General features: G+C 48.9%; 14 protein-coding genes. 12 read left to right on the top strand and 2 right to left on the bottom strand.

Annotated features, from left to right (window positions below; genetic code table 11):
• Positions 1–61: 61 nt before the first annotated feature.
• Positions 62–1,555, top strand: coding sequence for a beta-N-acetylhexosaminidase (locus EL645_RS34955; protein WP_126557045.1), 1,494 nt, complete (start codon positions 62–64; stop codon positions 1,553–1,555).
• A gap of 471 nt (positions 1,556–2,026) precedes the next feature.
• On the top strand, positions 2,027–3,628 hold the full coding sequence (locus tag EL645_RS34950) for a Na+/H+ antiporter (RefSeq protein WP_126557044.1): 1,602 nt from the start codon (positions 2,027–2,029) through the stop codon (positions 3,626–3,628).
• 19 nt (positions 3,629–3,647) lie between these two features.
• Here the strand turns inward: EL645_RS34950 and EL645_RS34945 are convergent, their stop codons facing one another.
• Positions 3,648–4,040, bottom strand: coding sequence for a response regulator (locus EL645_RS34945; protein WP_161977937.1), 393 nt, complete (start codon positions 4,038–4,040; stop codon positions 3,648–3,650).
• A gap of 455 nt (positions 4,041–4,495) precedes the next feature.
• Between EL645_RS34945 and tnpC the strand changes: the two genes are divergently transcribed.
• From tnpC to EL645_RS34930, 3 genes are all read left to right on the top strand, one after another.
• The gene (gene tnpC / locus EL645_RS34940) at positions 4,496–5,983 is read left to right on the top strand and encodes an IS66 family transposase (RefSeq protein ID WP_126548577.1); all 1,488 of its coding nucleotides are present in this window, start codon (positions 4,496–4,498) and stop codon (positions 5,981–5,983) included.
• 84 nt (positions 5,984–6,067) lie between these two features.
• The gene (locus EL645_RS34935; protein WP_126557042.1) at positions 6,068–6,982 is read left to right on the top strand and encodes a glycosyltransferase; all 915 of its coding nucleotides are present in this window, start codon (positions 6,068–6,070) and stop codon (positions 6,980–6,982) included.
• A 568-nt stretch (positions 6,983–7,550) separates the two neighbouring features.
• Positions 7,551–8,048: a hypothetical protein gene (locus EL645_RS34930; RefSeq protein WP_126557041.1), complete on the top strand. Its 498-nt coding sequence runs from the start codon at positions 7,551–7,553 to the stop codon at positions 8,046–8,048.
• A 21-nt stretch (positions 8,049–8,069) separates the two neighbouring features.
• On the opposite strand, the gene EL645_RS34925 is transcribed toward EL645_RS34930, so the two are convergent.
• Positions 8,070–9,533, bottom strand: a complete 1,464-nt coding sequence (locus EL645_RS34925; protein ID WP_126557040.1) for a helix-turn-helix domain-containing protein — start codon at positions 9,531–9,533, stop codon at positions 8,070–8,072.
• 512 nt (positions 9,534–10,045) lie between these two features.
• On the opposite strand from EL645_RS34925, the gene EL645_RS34920 reads away from it, so the two are divergent.
• The 7 genes from EL645_RS34920 (at position 10,046) to EL645_RS34890 (ending at position 17,037) form a co-directional block, all read left to right on the top strand.
• Positions 10,046–11,005 carry a LacI family DNA-binding transcriptional regulator gene (locus EL645_RS34920; RefSeq protein WP_126557039.1) on the top strand — a complete coding sequence of 320 codons (960 nt, stop codon included), beginning with the start codon at positions 10,046–10,048 and terminating at the stop codon, positions 11,003–11,005.
• On the top strand, positions 10,944–11,081 hold the full coding sequence (locus tag EL645_RS46040) for a hypothetical protein (RefSeq protein ID WP_371865810.1): 138 nt from the start codon (positions 10,944–10,946) through the stop codon (positions 11,079–11,081). The genes EL645_RS34920 and EL645_RS46040 overlap by 62 nt, the downstream gene beginning before the upstream one ends.
• Before the next feature lie 205 nt (positions 11,082–11,286).
• On the top strand, positions 11,287–12,051 hold the full coding sequence (locus EL645_RS34910) for a substrate-binding domain-containing protein (RefSeq protein WP_161978057.1): 765 nt from the start codon (positions 11,287–11,289) through the stop codon (positions 12,049–12,051).
• Entirely contained in the window at positions 11,934–12,566 is a 633-nt protein-coding gene (locus tag EL645_RS34905; protein WP_371865843.1) for an extracellular solute-binding protein, read from the top strand. The genes EL645_RS34910 and EL645_RS34905 overlap by 118 nt, the downstream gene beginning before the upstream one ends.
• 178 nt (positions 12,567–12,744) lie before the next feature.
• Positions 12,745–13,683 (top strand): carbohydrate ABC transporter permease, encoded by a 939-nt coding sequence (locus tag EL645_RS34900; protein WP_126557035.1) that lies wholly within the window; start codon positions 12,745–12,747, stop codon positions 13,681–13,683.
• 37 nt (positions 13,684–13,720) lie between these two features.
• Complete coding sequence (locus EL645_RS34895; protein ID WP_126557034.1) at positions 13,721–14,608, top strand: carbohydrate ABC transporter permease; 888 nt, start codon at positions 13,721–13,723, stop codon at positions 14,606–14,608.
• A gap of 71 nt (positions 14,609–14,679) precedes the next feature.
• Positions 14,680–17,037: a glycoside hydrolase family 3 N-terminal domain-containing protein gene (locus EL645_RS34890; RefSeq protein WP_126557033.1), complete on the top strand. Its 2,358-nt coding sequence runs from the start codon at positions 14,680–14,682 to the stop codon at positions 17,035–17,037.
• The last annotated feature ends 83 nt before the right edge of the window (positions 17,038–17,120 follow it).

Genomic DNA, 17,120 nt, shown 5'->3' with positions numbered 1-17,120 from the left:
TCTTTTTTTGCCACATGGGCATTAAATAAGACTCCCCAACCGCCAGCTTCAAGGAGGATTTATGACGAATTCACCCACACCACGCAGCGCTGCTGATAATATAGCAAACCTCAAGGGACGTCCACAGACCATCCCTGCATTGCAAGAATGGACTACTGCTACAGGAACATATACTTTTAGTGAACATGCTCGTATCGTGCTGAACGAGACATATGCCACACAATTAAAGGAGATTGGAGATGTATTTGCTGCAGATTTAAAGCAACTGACAGGCTTTTCTATCCCTGTAGTCAGTGAGAGTTCAGCTCGCGACGGAGATATCTGGCTATCGCTCTCCCAGGACACAGCGCTGGGTCACGAAGGGTATGTACTGGAGGTAGCGGCGTCGCTACACATTCTGGCACCGGAAGATCATGGAATTTTCTATGGAACGCGCACTGTGCTCCAGTTATTAAGACAGAGCTACTCTTTACCTGCTGGCACTGCCCGCGATTGGCCTGAGTATCCTGAACGGAGCCTGATGGTTGACGTTGGTCGTAAATATTTTTCACTACACTGGCTAGAAAGTTATATACGTGATCTGGCCTACCTCAAATTCAATTACTTCCATCTCCACCTTTCTGACAACTATGGATTCCGTTTAGAGAGCGAGCGTCATCCGGAGGTGATGTCTCCACAGCACTATACCAGGGCGGAAATTCAGCAATTACTGGAGTTAGCCCGGCGCTACCATGTAACCATTGTACCTGAGATCGATATGCCAGGGCACATGGACACGATCCTGGCACATCATCCGGAATTGCAACTGGTGGATGTTACAGGGAAACGTAAGCCGGGTGATATTGATCTGGGCAATGAACAAGCATACAGCTTAATAAAAGATCTCCTGGATGAGTTTATTCCTCTTTTTCCTGGCCCTTACTGGCATATCGGAGCTGATGAGTATTTGATGCACGAGGATTATAGCAATTATCCTCAATTATTGGAGTATGCTCGTACTCATTATGGTCCTGCTGCAACTGAACGGGATACCTATCTAGGCTTTGTTAACTGGGCTAATGACATCATAAAATCGCATGGTAAGGTTACGCGTGTCTGGAATGATGGATTGTATGGCGGTACAGCGATCACCATCGCAAAAGATATGGTTTATGAACATTGGCTGAATGCTGGTCTATCTCCGCAGGAACTGATAGAGCAACAAATCCCCATCATGAACTGCAATGCTGATCTACTGTATTATGTACTTGGCCCTCACTTCCCAACTGGTCCCGATCAAGTCTACGAGCAGTTTGAGCAACGTGTTTTTCAGGGCCACATCCGTGTGGAGCCCTCGCACTTAAAAAAAATAGGAGCCAAATTGCACGTCTGGTGTGACCATCCAGAAGAGCAAACTGAAAATCAGGTTGCAGCTGGCATTGGAGCGATTCTACGTTCGCTCTCGCAGGCCAACTGGGGCTCACCGAAACTTGTAGCCTCCTACAGTCAATATCAACCGCTTGTCACCCAGCTGGGATATGCTCCTGGTTATAATATCCCAGTAGACATACTATAGGAAGCATGCTGGAACAAATAGAACAATATCGTACCATCATCTGTTTGGAAAACTGTGGCAATAGAATGTAATCTGTTACCACAACCTCATTTTGGATAGATATATTTATTGCAAGGGCATTTCCGCTCAGGGCCATTTAATGTTCGTCCAGAGATATACATCTTTCAGGTGTGGAGTGTGTGGTGGGCGGCCGCCCGCGGCCGCCCACCACACACTCCACACCCCCAACCTGACGCCGCAGGCGCCAAAGAGAAACATTAAATAGCCCTGATTTCCGCTTTATTGACTGGATATTATTTAACGGAGGTGATAGAATTAATTACTAGTTATATTTTGTAAGTAACTAAGAAACACAGGTGTGCCGGGAAGTCTGGTCGGCGATTTTATTATTACTTCAACTATGTAATTATTGAAGTTAGTCGCACGACCCACCTGCGCTGCTAGCGCAGGTGAAGGAAGGACGCTACCGGCATGCCTGAGACAATCACCCTGATTTTTTTCCTCTTTATAGCCATTGTTATCCTGGCCATCATCGCTATTCGGCTGCATATTCCCTACGCGATCATGCTTGTCATTGGTGGACTATTAATGGCCTTCATCCCAGGACTGCCAGCCATTCGCGTTGATCCGGATTGGATTCTGTTCGTTTTCTTACCACCTTTGATTTACTCTTCAGCCTGGCAGACCTCGTGGCGTGAGTTCCGTACAAATCTGCGCCCCATTCTGCTACTCTCTATTGGCCTGGTCCTGGCCACCACTATCCTGGTAGCTGTGGTGTCCCATTTCCTGATTGGTCTACCGTGGCCAGTCGCTTTTGTGCTTGGCGCGATTATCTCGCCCACAGACGCCGTTGCTGCCAGTGCGACCGCCCAGAGCCTCGGCCTGCCACGCAGGATCGTAACAATTCTAGAGGGTGAAAGTATGGTCAATGATGCCACGGGACTGGTCATTTACAAATTTGCGGTAGCCAGTGTAGTGACCGCTACATTCTCACTCTGGCAGGCGGGACTTGAATTTGTCCTGGTCGGCGTGGGGAGCCTGCTTCTGGGCTTATTGCTGGCCTGGCCACTGGTTAAGCTGCACCGTTTACTGGATGAGCCAACCATTGAAATCACCATTACCCTCATCACACCGTTTGCGGCCTATCTATTGGCTGAAGCGCTGGGTGGTTCTGGTGTACTGGCCACGCTTGCGGCTGGACTCTATTTGAGTCGCCATTCATCCCGTTTCTTTACCTCTAGTACTCGCTTACCCGCCATGGCGGTATGGAATACATTGGTTTTTCAGTTTAACGGACTCGTCTTTCTGCTGATTGGACTTGAGTTGCGTGACATACTGAAAAACTTTAGCTCGCATCAAATTCCGACATTACTGTGGAGTGTGCTACTGGTAAGCATCACAGCCATTCTGGTCCGTTTGTTGCTTGTGTTTGCCTCTTCCTATCTGCCGCCAGTGCTCAATCCACGGGTACGCCTTAGTGAGCTAGAACCAAAATGGCGTTCGACCACTATTATTGGCTGGACCGGCCTGCGGGGTGGCGTCTCTCTGGCGGCAGCCCTGGCTCTTCCGCTCACACTTCATAATGGAATTCTTTTTCCTCAACGCGACCTGATTATTTTTCTGGCCTTTGGAGTCATCCTGGTCACGCTGGTTGGACAAGGCCTGACACTGACACCGTTGATTCGATTGCTTGGTTTAAGCGGTGGTAATGAGGTTGATGAAGAACGGCTCCAGGCACGCCGGGCCGCTACTGAGGCAGCCATAGCGCGTCTGGATGAGTTGAAAAATGAGCACTGGGTGCCCAGGGAATTTCATGCTTCTCTATACAATTACTATCAACAAAAACTACGACATATCACTACCTTTGAGCAAGGTGAAAAAGCGGATGCATTGCATAAGCATCTCAATATTAATACTCGCCTGCAACGCGAAATCCTTACGGCCGAGCGCATAGCCATTATCGACTTGCGGGATCGCAATACCATTGATGATGAGGTGTTGCGTGCGATAGAACGAGAATTAGATTTAGAAGAGCAGCGCCTGGGCAAAACAACAACGGGCGCGATGGCTTAATTCAAGCCATGGGCAGAGATTACTGGTCGGTGAGCTGGCTAATCAATTGACGCAGTGTACGTGGGGCAAAGGGTTTGCGTAACAATGGCACATCATCTGGTAAGATGCGTCGGAATTGTTCCAGCGTCGGCCCACTCACTGCGGTAATAATAATAACCGGCAGTTGCCAGGACTCAAATTCCTTACGGATAGCAAAGAATACATCAGCACCGGTCATTGTACCGGGTAAGAGTAGATCTAATACAACCAGGTCGTATGGTGCTGCCTGCATAGAAGTAGTGGCGGCTGGAAAGATTGCTTCCAGCATAGATGTCCCCGTGGTATGGGTCACAACGGTGTGACCATCCATTCTCAAAGTAGTGGATAAAAAAGCGAGAATGGCTGGATTATCATCAAGAACTCCAATATTCACTGTTTTTACTCCCCCCAGTAAAAAATACAGGAACAAACATAAAGGCAAGATTGCATACATGCCTATATAACGTAAAAAGCAGGAAAAATACTCATACAGAACGCATATATGGTAACACAAAGAGTGATTGCGAGTAAATACATTTCTAGAATAAGCAGACGCATGTTTATGTTCTATTTTTTTTTGATGCTATTGATTTTTCATCTGTCTCCTCTACTTATTTTCGTTGCTAATGTATGTGTATTGTACAGATCTGGTATTGAAAGAGAAACAAGGTTGAGAAAAATGTATATTCTACATGCTAAATTTCTGAGGATAGCGGGCATTGGAAGGAAGTCCTATTTGCTTGACCATGTTAAAAGACTCAAGTAGAGTAAAGCGCGTATTTGGTTATTGAAAATATGTAACTACTCAGTACCTTGAGAAAAGCTGGACAAAGCTGATAAACTAAGAGCATGACAGAAGAAGAAGTGAGAAATCTTCAGAAAGCCTACCGAGAGCTCAAAGAGCAAGCAGAGGCATTCAAAGAGCAAGCAGAGCAGAAAGATCGCAGGATCGAAGAGCTCGAAGGATTGCTCATAGGTGCCTTGTTGCGCATTGAAGAGCTTGAACGGCGATTGGGAAAAGATAGTCATAATAGTAGTAAACCTCCTTCCAGTGATGGATTGGGTCGCAAACCTGGCAAACAGCGGCGCAAAAGCGGCAAGACTTCCGGTGGACAAGCCGGTCACCACGGTCATACCCTGATGCAAGCATTGACTCCTGATAGCGTCGTGCTTCATCGTCCAACGCACTGTGAAGCATGTCAGTACCCTCTTGAGCAGGAGGCAGCTATCACCAACGAACGCCGTCAAGTCCACGATCTGCCCACGTGGCGTTTGCTGGTCGAGGAGCATTGCCGACAAGCAATCTGCTGCCCCTATTGCCAGCATGTGACGCAGGCGTCTTTTCCGGCAGGCGTCGATGCTGCTGTCCAGTATGGCCCGCAGGTCCAAGCCTTGGCGGTCTATCTTTCCCACTTTCAACTGGTGCCACTGCAACGCACCTGTGAAGCTCTTGCTGATCTGTGCGGGTGTCAGTTGTCCGAAGGCACGCTGGTCCGTTGGATTGCTCAGGCAGCCAAGACCCTTGAGTCGAGCATCGAGCGGATCAAAACCTTACTGCTGGCCAGCCCCTTGCAACATGCTGACGAAACGGGGATGCGTGTCAAAGGCATCTTGCATTGGATGCATCTCAATGCGACTCCCTGGCTCACCCTGTACTCCTGGCATCGCAAACGAGGGCATCAGGCTCTGGAGCAGATTGGGATCTGGCCACACTATCAGGGCCGCTCCATGCATGATCGCTGGTCCAGCTATGATCGCTACCTCTGTACCCATAGCCTCTGCGGAGCCCACCTGCTACGCGACTGCCTGTATGTCGCCGAACAGGAGAAGCAGCCTTGGGGACAAGCCATGTTCGATCTGTTGCTGGCGATGAAGCAAGCCGCTGATCGCTGGCGCCTCCAAGGAGCGAGCGCCGTCCCCACCCCCGAACGGGAGCAGTGGCTTGCCCAGTATTTTGCCATTCTGGCCGCTGGCTTTGCCACGCATGCCGCTCAAGCCCCTCCCCCAGGAAGTCTGCAGCCCAAACGACAAGGACGCAAAAAACAGGAAGCCTCCAAGAATCTGCTCGATGCGCTCTTAAAGCGAGCTGATCAAGTGTTGGGTTTTCTGGAGGACCTGTCTGTGCCTTTTACCAACAATCTCGCCGAACGAGATTTACGCATGGTGAAAGTGCAGCAAAAGATTTCCGGAACCTTCCGCAGTGACGATGGAGCTACGGCTTTTTGCATCATTCGCAGCTATCTTTCAACCATGCGCAAGCAGGGGCGCTCAATGCTTGCTGCCATTGCTGCGGTTTTTGCTGGTTCTCCTTTCCCCATTGCATGGGCTACTGAGTAGTTACGAAAATATTCTAATTGATGGCTTGTAAAAATCCAGACCAGGACACAATTCCAGGTGCACCGCCTAAACCGGGGGGAAATCATGATCAGTTGCATTCTTACCGCTTATAAAGAGCCAAGAACCGTTGGGGTCGCCATTAAAGCACTGATAGAGCAGGATTGGCCAGAGGATTATGAAATGCTGGTAGTCTGCCCGGATGAGGAAACGGCCAGGGTGGTACAGATATTCACGGAATGTTATCCACAGGTACAACGCCTGGTCGATCAGGGTAAGGGAAAGCCAGCCGCCCTGAATCTGGCACTCTCCCAGATCCAGGGGCACGTTTGTGTGTTTACAGATGGAGATGTCGTAATTCAAGAAGAGGCTATTGCAGCCTTGCTGGTTCCTTTTAGCAATCCAAATTGCGGCGCGGTAACAGGCCGACCGATCTCAGCCAATTCCCGTTCTTCTATGCTCGATTATTGGTCGCATCTGCTAACTGATGCGGGAGCCCATTATATGCGTATGCGGTGCTCACAACAACAACAGTATCTGGATTGCTCAGGCTATCTATACGCGGCACGCAGTGCATTACTCTCGCCTCTTCCCCAGGAAACGCTGGCCGACGACGCTTTTATCTCTCAATTAATCTGGCAGCAAGGCTACACAATCGATTACGCCCCTAAAGCCAGGGTAGCCGTACGCTATCCTACCACCTATCAGGATTGGTTATTGCAGAAGGTACGCAGCAGTGCTGGCGCCGCCCAGACACCACAACCGCTACTGGCTGATAATAAAAAATATGTCCGCCCTCCTGAGCATATGCGTTCATTGAAACGTGAGGCATTGGCTGGATTTCGTTCATCACTCGCTTATCCACAATCGAGGCATGAACGCTGGTGGACCTGGTGTCTGTTCATGGCGCGCGTACACCTCTGGCTCTGTGTCTGGACCGAATTACACCTCAAACACCGCTCCTATCAGGATATCTGGCAACGCGTAGAAACAACCAAATAGCCAGCCAATCAACACAGAGTTACACCTTATGCATATAAAAACCAGTTTTTGCAATGAAAAATATCACCTAATGTATTATTATTTTTATACAAAAAATAACACATATATAAAAAGTTAATTACATGAACAACAAAGATATTTTCACCATCCAAATGCGCCTGATTGCAGGCAAAACATATTCGTCAAGCCATTGCTTTTTACATATATTCCGTGTATGTTTATTATATACAGTATTTTTATTGCTTTCTGGGTGCCAGCATTTTTTGGGAGAAAATCCTTATCAGGTTACGTTCAATATACTACAAGCATATTTCAAACAACTCTTGTGACTTTTCCAACGTACATTGCCCTGAACGGCAGATCCAACCTTGTATTAATTCTACTGGTACTTTGATTATGTCTTATGGACATCCCAAAATATCAAGGTGCCATTACAAAATTAGTGGAGGAGTAACACAGAAGTTTGTGGTGAAAGAGCATGTCAAGCCAGCGTCGTCTTAGTAGCCTGACCAATAGCGCGTATTTTTATCCCTTAACCTATTGCGTTAGCCAGACAAGGAGCGCCACTATGCAAAAAGTTTCCCTGCGTAAGGTGAAAACACCTGTCAGTTACTTGCAGGAAAACAGTGAAGAGGTCTTACATTTTTCATTGCAAGGCTTACTACCAGCAGGCCATACCCTTGCCCTCAACACGACTCTCGGAACTCTTTCGCATCTTGTTTGTAAAGATGAGCGACCACATATGTTGATGGAGCAGCAATTCACGACCAGTGAAAGCTGCGTGCTTCTTCCTTTGCTCGAAGCCTATCCTTACTATTGTCCTTATGAGGTCCTCCTGGCGAGTTTCAATAGTGGACGTGTGTCGGAGACGGCCATTGCCCGCAGCCGCAAGCGTCTGCAAGAAGCGCAGGAGGCGGGCGTCTGGGATCAAGAGATGCGCCCGGTGCGCAATGTGCTCTCACGCACACGTTTGAAGACACGCTCATTTGGCATTGAGATCTCTTCAATCCTGGAGACCGGCTACATCTTGATGCAAATGCCGCGACATAAACATCCTGAAATCTAAATTTGCTAAGGTCGCAAAAAGTTAGTCATCCACAGGCTCGTCGTTACGCAGCTGATAGGCGCGTAGACGATAACTTTTGAGTGCCATCAATAACGGAAGGCGATATGGCATATGTTCTAGATCCAGTGGGCAGAGCTTTTGCATACGGCTAAGGCGCTGCAGTAGCGTGTTGCGATGCACCTCAAGTATGCAAGAGGTTCTGGCAATGTTGCCGCCACATTCAAGATAAACTTCGAGGGTATCTAAGAGATTGGCCTTTTTACGCTGGTCATATCTCAGGACTGCCACAATGCAGTCTTGATATTGATCATTGGGGCTTTGTGTCTGGACAAATGGATAGAGATAGCGATATGCACCCAGTTCAGCAAAGTGGGTACAACGCAGTGTTGTCTTGAAACAGGCTCCAATTTGAACCGCCTCGCGAGCCTCGGCGTAACTTTTTGGATAGTCACCGATAACCTGGCAACATGCTCCTATACCCACAGACATATAGACAGCATATTCCTGCCAGATGGTCTGGATCAGTGGCTCTAGCTGGGTATTTAGCCATGCCACATCACCAACCCGCTCAAGTGGCAGGAGACAGAACAGGCTCGCTTCCCGTTCGTCGATTAATATACCTGGATAAGATGCTTGCAGGCCTTGCTTGATGCGCGTTATGGCTGCATGATAATGCGCCATGCGTGCCTGCCCTGCTGTTCTTTTATCCTCAGGCCCTTCACTGGCTTCCGATAATTCTACCAGAGCCACGACATGGGGCTTCGCAGTATCAAATCCCAGTATATACGCTCGCCGTTGCAATGAGGGCTCGTTCTCTGGTTTTCCGGCTAACAGATCCTCAATAAATACTTTCACCAGATTTTGTTGCGCAACTACATCTTCCTCAACGTAACGGCGATGCTTGATAGCCAGTGCCGTCTGCTGGGCAATGGTGTTAAGAAGTAGCTGATCATCGCTACTTAAGCACAGTCGCTGCCTGGTATAACAATAGAGTAATCCCAGGTATTCATTGCCTACACATAGTGGAATGCAGACAAAATTCTGATACGAGCTCGTTTGCAAAGGATTGAGTAGAACGGCCTCACGATCAGTGAGCACTGGTAATTGTCCTTGCAAAGAAAATGTGCGTAAATGTTCCCATTGCGTTACACTAATACGTAAATTCTGTACCTGAATGTCACTATTCCGTACATCAGGATGGCTGGTGCATATGCGCAAAACATCATTGGCCTGGCCGCGTAACATGATCAAGCACTGGTCGATCTCCAGCGCCTGTACAATTAGTTCCGTCAGTAACTGCAGCATTTCGGGTAGGAGCAGAGGGAGAGTAATTGTATTTACAAGCTGGGCCAGCACCTCGTGCAGGTTCAGCTGTCTCTTTTCAGAAGGAATGACCAGGTGCGCTACTGGCATCTGGACCGCTGGCGTTAATGATACCGTTGAAAAGATTGTATCGGGCATGAGAATCTGTGTTTCCACCATCATGCGTCCATTTCTTTAATCAGCTTGCATTTTCAGTCTGCTTTATCAGATTTTTGTGGATAATTGGTTTAATCAGGAGTACTTTTTACAGCATTCTATATCAGGTGCTGGTCTTTAACTATAAAGGGAACGCATAAGCATTCTATTCAAGGGAGTTGAAATCTTTCTCAGCTTAGCATATAAAATGTTCTTTGTCTATCCCAAATTATATAAAGATTGTATAAAATTCGTTTAACAATGTCTTGCAAAGTAAAATATAAGACTGGTAGAAGACAAGTTATGTTAGGAAAATTAATATTTTTTACCGATAAATTTCCGATCAAAAATATTAAAGTAGTATCGCGTATGTTACTGCCATATCCTTGATAGCCACAGTTTCATGGGCTTAGATCCAGGAGAGCATATCATATGCGTATCCTCTCTTTTTTTTCGTTAGCCATTTACCCTTGACAAATAGAAATTTTACGGGAATACTTAGTATTATTCCGATAAAAGAAGCTAGGTATTTTCCGATAATGAAACAACCTTTATCGAAGCGTAGCACGATTGCAGAAATTGCTGCGAAAGCAGGAGTTTCTATTCCTACAGTATCGCGTGTCTTACATCATCGACCAGATGTGGCGCCCGAAACTCGTAAACGTGTAGAACAGTTGCTGGAAGAGCATGGCTTTGTCCATAGTCGTACAAAAGATCTTTTACGGAAGGAGCGTAGCAATATTGTTGACATGCTGGTCCCCGCCCTCGATAGCATGTATATATTTGAAATTGCGCGCGGTGTAGAAGAGGTACTCGCACGTTCAGAGCTCCGCTTAGCAATTTCGTCAACCCATCATTCTTTGCAGGTTGAGCATCATTTGCTAGATAAAATCCAGGATGGCTCATCCGATGGTGCGATTCTGGTGCTTGCACATGGTGCGCCACAACACTTCGATCCATTACGCCATCGTAATATTCCTTTTGTTGTGGTCGATCATGGTGGTGAATTGGGACCAGATGTGCCTTCTGTAGGGGCTACCAACTGGCTTGGTGGGCGTACTGCTACAGAATATCTTATTTCACTCGGCCATCGTCGGATCGCTGTGATTGCTGGTCCTTCTACCCTCCGCTGTAGTCAGGATCGCATCGCGGGCTATCGATCAGCGCTAGAAAATGTCGGGCTAGCGGTAAATCCAGCCTTTATTCGTCCTGGTAAATTTATTCCAGAGAGTGGCTATGAACAGGCCAATGTACTATTTGATCTGCCAGAGCTACCAACCGCTATCTTTGCTGGCTGCGATGAACAGGCAATCGGCGTTTACCGTGCCGCGAATGAGCGCGGCCTTCGCATTCCTGATGATATCAGCGTTATTGGTTTTGATGATGTCTCGACCGCGTCCATTGTTACATACCTTGACGACGGTGCGCCAACCATTAATGGAAATGGGACGAGTTGCCACCACAATGCTACTACGCCTGATCGCCGGAGAACCACTTGATAGCATGCGTGTTGAGCTGACAACCAACCTGGTTGTGCGCAATTCATGCAGGCATTTAGAGATTATAGAGAATTAACGATCCCTTTTTCATCTACCCACTTCTATTCTAGAAAGGAGCAGCGGAAGCATTTCCTAAGACTTACAGTTGAAGAGCAATGAGAGCTCTTTGTAAGAGTAGTGACCAGGAATAATGGATATATTCTTGATTTGATATTATTTGATTATAAATACCAGGCATGATCTACAGGTCTGGTAGGCAGAGATGCCGGAGAAGCAGAGCAATGCAAACAAAGATATCACGTCGCACTTTTCTCGAAGTTACAGGTGGAGCTGCGCTGGCAACATCGCTGGCAGGATGCTTTGGCGTTGGTAGTAGTCAATCGACGACTACAGGCGGTGGCAGTAGTAGCTCTAACGGTATTACAGTCTGGGATATTCGTACCGGTAGTGAGCAAAAGGTCGTCCAGACCATCACTAATGATTTTAACACCTCACACGCTAAAATTCACGCTACGCTCAATTTCTTCCAGAATGATCCTTACAAACAAAAGCTCCAGGTCGCCATGGGCGCACATAATCCACCGGACATCTTCTTCGGTTGGGGCGGTGGCATCCTCAAAAGCTATATCGATGCCAACGATGTGTATGATATGACCAACGATTTCAATTCCGATCCCGCCTGGAAGAACCGCATTATTCCTTCAGTCCTCTCAGGAGCTACCTTCAATGGCAAACTCTATGGTGTTCCCACCAGTGGTGTACAGCCAGTATTGTTCTTCTATAATAAGGACATCTTTAAACAGTACAAGATCAATGCACCTCAGACCTGGAATGAGTTGCTGAATGCGGTCAATACATTGAAACAGCACAATGTAATTCCGATAGCGCTGGCCGGTGGCAGCAAATGGCCATATCTGATGTATTCGGAATACCTCACCGATCGTATCGGGGGCCAGAGGCCTTTAATAACGTCCTGTCCAATCAGTCCAATTCCTGGTCACAGGATGCCTTCATTAAGGCCAATACCGCGATTCAGCAGCTGGTAACCATGGGGGCGTTTGGTTCTTCTTTTGCTTCAACCATTGCTGATACCAACCAGGATACTGCGTTGCTCTATACTGGTAAAGCCGCCATGATGTTACAGGGCAGTTGGAATTTTCCGGTGGTACAGACGAACAGCCCTGATTTCATTAAGAACGGTAAGCTCGGCTGGTTCCCTTTCCCAGCTGTTGAGGGAGGCAAAGGAAACATCGGCAACGTCTATGGCAATCCGTGCAATTTCTACTCGATCTCGAAAACGGCTAAATCACCTCAGAGCTGTATCACTTATCTTAAGGATGCGGTCCTGGCCGACGAAGAGGTCAAGCAGTTTATTGCCGTTGGCGATGTCCCACCAATTCAGGGCATCGAGTCGCAGCTGGCCAGCGCCCCAATGGTGATTGGCTGCAATATAACTATCAGATGGTGCAGAAATCGCCCCACTTCCAACTGTCCTGGGACCAGGCACTGCTGCCACAACCAGCACAGGTACTGCTCACGAACCTCGATCAACTGTTCTTGAAGCAGATTACTCCTCAGCAGTTCTCTGACAACATGAATAAGACCTTGAGTGCTTCATAGGCTAGCAACCAGCTGGCGTTGTATACGCTAAAGGATGCTATCCCTCACCCTTGTTTTGCATTTTCACCTCTTCGCATTAAAGAGGTGAAAATGCAAATTCGACAGATAGGAGAGCGCTTATGAGCGCATCAATAAAGGTTTCAAGCACCTCATCGAACACATCTAAAGTTTCAAGACGATCCGGTTGGGTGGCTGTACTATGGACACTGCCCGCACTGGCATTCTACCTTCTCTTTGCGATTGTGCCAATGTTTATCGCACTCTACTTGAGCTTCACCAACTGGAATGGCCTTTCACCAGCTACCTGGGTCGGTCTAAAAAACTGGATCGCGCTCTTTTCAGACTCGGTCACCGGTCATGCGCTTCTATTGACAATCGAGGTGATGATTGTTAGCTGGGTGGTACAAACTCCGCTAAGCCTCGTACTGGGTGTTTTCATGGCCGGACAACAGCGCTACCGTGCGGTACTTAGCGTTGTCTATTTTATCCCGCTCCTCTTCTCGGCTGTGGCGATTGGCCTCACCTGGCTCTCAATTCTGGACCCTAACTTTGGCTTGCTGGATACTTTGTTGAAGACGATTGGCCTGTCTTTTCTGGCCAGAGGCTGGCTGGGTGATCCCAACCTGGCGTTTTTCGTTGTTATGGCCATCATTTGCTGGCAGTTTATTCCTTTTCACGCTTTACTCTATCTGGGTGGCGCTCGTCAGATCCCTAAGGAATTGTATGAGGCCGCCAATATCGATGGTGCGGGACGTCTCCAAAACTTCTTCGCTATTACGCTGCCTCAGTTGAAATATACCGTTATCACATCTACCACCCTGATCTTCACTGGTTCACTTACCTACTTCGATCTTTTCTGGGTGACTACCGGTGGCGGACCTGGTTATGCGACTCGTGTCTTACCGCTGCAGATGTATATTACGGCCTTCCCTAATGAATCGGTCGGCTATGGCAGTGTACTGGCTGTGCTCCTGGCACTCTTCGGTATCGTCCTGTCGTTTATACTGCTGCGTTTTACCGGTTTTACAAAGATGTCAAGCCAGCTGGAAGGATTGTAGACCAGCGCAATGTTACAATGGAAAGTAAGGTACTTCTATGGGTGTAGACATACTTCCCGAAAAGGCTGCGGCGAATAGGCAGCAATTGAAAAAACAGACGCGCTCTGCAGGCAATCTGTGGGAGATCATCCCCATTCTTTTCGGCGTGATCTGGCTCATCATCTCGTTCTATCCAGTGCTCTATATGTTCATGACCAGCCTGCGACCACTGGCTGACTTCTTTACAGATACCCCTTGGCTGCCTCCCACACATCCGACCCTGGCTAATTATGGGGATATCCTTTCGAACGATTTTGGTCTCTATTTTGCGAATACTGCTTTCGTGACCGTGTTAAGTGTACTCTTAATTGTGGTTGTCGCGCTCTTTGCTTCATATGCGATTTCAAGAATTCACAATGGCTATACCCAGGCAGTCTTTAGCCTGTTTCTGGTGGGCCTGGCTATCCCTTTGCAGGCGACCATTATTCCGATCTACGCCATGATTACCGATCTGCATCTATACGATACGCTGTTCGCGCTGATCCTGCCCAGTGTCGCCTTTGGTATCCCACTATCGATCCTGGTACTCGTAACGTATATCCGCGATATCCCAAAAGAATTACATGAATCGATGTTACTGGATGGGGCTGGCCATTTCCGCATTTTACGTAGTCTGGTAGTGCCCTTGTCGCGACCCGCTTTGATCACGGTGGTCATATACGAAACGATCCAGGTCTGGAATGGTTTTCTGTTTCCGCTGGTATTAACCCAGAGTGCCAGCGTACGTGTCTTGCCGCTGGCATTATGGAGTTTTCAGGGTCAATATACAACAAATGTGCCCGCGATTCTGGCGGCGGTCTTCCTTTCGGCTACGCCAATCATTCTACTCTATATCTTTGGGCGTCGTCAGCTTCTCGGTGGCCTGGTGGCAGGGTTTAGCAAGTAAAGCAAGCCGGGAAAGAGGAGAGATAGGTTTCTCTCCCTCAAGGATGGATAGATAGAAAGAAAATATATACTATGGCAACCATTCCATTATATCGAGATCCGCAGGCCTCTATTGAGCAGCGGGTCGAAGATCTGCTGGCACTGATGACGCTGGATGAAAAGCTGGCCCAGCTTGGCTGCTATTGGAGTACGGCTTTTGTGAGCTCAGGCACCTTTGATCCTGAGGTGGCCGCGGAGAAGATGCCGCATGGCATTGGACAGGTTACACGCATTGGCGCGGCCACCGGGCTACATCCACAGGAAAGCGCAGCCTTTATGAATGAGCTGCAAAAAATTGCGCTTGAGCGTACAAGGCTGGGGATTCCAATTATCGTTCATGAGGAAGCAACGGGCGGCTTCTGCCACCGTGATGCTACGGTTTTTCCACAGGGTATTGGCCTGGCGGCGACCTGGAATCCGGATCTGGTTAAGCAGGTGGCTGAAGTTATTCGTGCTCAAATGTTGGCTGTGGGTGCCAGGCATGCCCTGGCACCGGTGCTGGATGTGGCTCGTGATCCTCGCTGGGGGCGCGTCGAAGAGACCTACGGCGAGGACCCAATATTGATAGGTGCCATAGGGACGGCCTATGTCCAGGGTCTACAGGGCCAGGATCTCGCGCATGGGGTTGCCGCTACTGGTAAACACTTCCTTGGCTATGCGATGTCCGAAGGTGGGCGCAACTGGGGTCCAGTCCAGATGGGGCCACGCGAACTGCGCGAGGTCTATGCCGAGCCATTTGCAACGGTGATTAGAAATACGGGTATCGCCACGATTATGAACTCGTATGCTTCGGTAGATGGTCTGCCCTGCGCTGGTAGCCCCGCCATCCTGACCGATTTGCTGCGCACAGAGCTCGGTTTTATTGGTCCTGTAGTTGCGGACTATGCTTCGGTGGATATGTTGATGAATTATCACCGGGTCGCGGCTACGCGTGGGGAAGCGGCTCGCCTCGCCCTGCTGGCAGGACTAGATATGGAACTGCCCGCCATTGATTGTTATGGGGAGCCACTCAAGGCTGAGGTTGAAGCAGGACGTTTGTCACAGGAGGTTGTTAATACCGCCGTTCGCCGTGTCCTGCAGCTCAAGTTCCAGCTTGGACTTTTCGAACATCCTTATGTTGACACAAGCAGCGCCAGCGCTGTCTTTCAAACGCCCGACCAGCGTAGCCTGGCCCGCCAGGTGGTAGCTCAATCAACCATTCTACTAACGAATGATGGAGTGCTGCCACTCTCGCCTACCATCAAACGCGTCGCGGTCATCGGTCCTGGGGCCGACGATGAGCGGCTCTTGCAGGGCGATTATCACTATCCGTCTCATTTAGAGATCATCTATGCCGCTCCACAAAATACGGAGGCCACCGGGCTCACGGTTCCGCAGGCTGGTGGGGACTATGCACCAGGTCCATATTTTACGCCACATGTTACACCCCTGGCTGGCCTGCGTGCCGCTCTGGGGCAGGACGTTGAGCTTCACTATGCCAGAGGCTGCGATATTCTAGGCGATGATAGCTCTGGTTTTGCGCAGGCCGTAGAAGCCGCCAGCGCGGCGGATGTGGCCGTAGTAGTGGTGGCCGGACGTAGTGGACTCTTACGACCTGTCACATCTGGCGAGGCCAATGATGCTACAAACCTTGCTCTTACTGGCGTTCAACCGGAGCTCATCAATGCACTGGCTGCCAGCGGGACTCCACTCATAGTAGTAGTGCTCAGTGGACGCATCCATACGCTTGCCTCGGTGGCTGATAAGGCCAATGCCTTACTGCAACTTTTCCCAGCTGGTGAAGAGGGAGGCAACGGCCTGGCAGATGTATTGCTCGGAAAAGTTAATCCCAGTGGGCGTCTACCTGTCAGCATGCCACGCTCGGTTGGTCAGATTCCCACTCACGTAGGGCACCGCGCTGGCGGGGATCGCGCGATGTTCTTCAACGATTATATAGACTCGCCAACTACGCCATTGTTTGCCTTTGGCCATGGATTGAGCTATACAACATTTGCCTACAGCGACCTGAGTATAGAGGCGAAAGATATCACTGAGCCAATTAAAATTGCCTTCAAAGTACGCAACACGGGAGAGGTGATAGGAGATGAAATTGTCCAGCTCTATGGCCGTGACCAGGTAGCTTCGGTTGCCCGTCCAGACAACCTCTTGCTTGGCTTTGCCCGTATCACGCTCGCACCCGGACAAACACGCAGCCTCGCTTTTACAATTCATCCTTCTCGGCTCGCCTTCTACAATCCACAGATGCACTTTGTCACCGAGCCAGGAGCATTCACCTTTAGGATTGGAGCATCCTCAACCGATATCCGGCTCACAGAGACCGTAACCCTCAATGGTCCAATTATTGAATATCGCCAGCGCGATATTGTGGACACAACTGTGACCATTGACTGACTATAGGACTCTCTATCCTTGGAGGAAGTGAGAGGCAGGGCAGTGGTCCTTGTCTCCCACTTCCTCTGGGAAACCGGAGAGCC

The organism is Dictyobacter kobayashii (assembly GCF_003967555.1).
In the GTDB taxonomy this organism is placed as follows: Bacteria; Chloroflexota; Ktedonobacteria; order Ktedonobacterales; family Ktedonobacteraceae; genus Dictyobacter; species Dictyobacter kobayashii.
The sequence above is the reverse complement of the archived record's forward strand: the minus strand, read 5'-3'. Positions and strand labels throughout refer to the sequence as shown.

Excerpts from the sequence above, each read along its gene's own strand:
- EL645_RS34910 (WP_161978057.1), top strand. The coding sequence starts at position 11,287 with ATGCAAACAAAGATATCACGTCGCACTTTTCTCGAAGTTACAGGTGGA.
- EL645_RS34935 (WP_126557042.1), top strand. The coding sequence starts at position 6,068 with ATGATCAGTTGCATTCTTACCGCTTATAAAGAGCCAAGAACCGTTGGG.
- EL645_RS34930 (WP_126557041.1), top strand. The coding sequence starts at position 7,551 with ATGCAAAAAGTTTCCCTGCGTAAGGTGAAAACACCTGTCAGTTACTTG.
- EL645_RS34895 (WP_126557034.1), top strand. The coding sequence starts at position 13,721 with ATGGGTGTAGACATACTTCCCGAAAAGGCTGCGGCGAATAGGCAGCAA.
- EL645_RS34955 (WP_126557045.1), top strand. The coding sequence starts at position 62 with ATGACGAATTCACCCACACCACGCAGCGCTGCTGATAATATAGCAAAC.
- EL645_RS34925 (WP_126557040.1), bottom strand. The coding sequence starts at position 9,533 with ATGATGGTGGAAACACAGATTCTCATGCCCGATACAATCTTTTCAACG.
- EL645_RS34920 (WP_126557039.1), top strand. The coding sequence starts at position 10,046 with ATGAAACAACCTTTATCGAAGCGTAGCACGATTGCAGAAATTGCTGCG.
- EL645_RS34950 (WP_126557044.1), top strand. The coding sequence starts at position 2,027 with ATGCCTGAGACAATCACCCTGATTTTTTTCCTCTTTATAGCCATTGTT.
- EL645_RS46040 (WP_371865810.1), top strand. The coding sequence starts at position 10,944 with ATGGAAATGGGACGAGTTGCCACCACAATGCTACTACGCCTGATCGCC.
- EL645_RS34900 (WP_126557035.1), top strand. The coding sequence starts at position 12,745 with ATGAGCGCATCAATAAAGGTTTCAAGCACCTCATCGAACACATCTAAA.
- tnpC (WP_126548577.1), top strand. The coding sequence starts at position 4,496 with ATGACAGAAGAAGAAGTGAGAAATCTTCAGAAAGCCTACCGAGAGCTC.
- EL645_RS34890 (WP_126557033.1), top strand. The coding sequence starts at position 14,680 with ATGGCAACCATTCCATTATATCGAGATCCGCAGGCCTCTATTGAGCAG.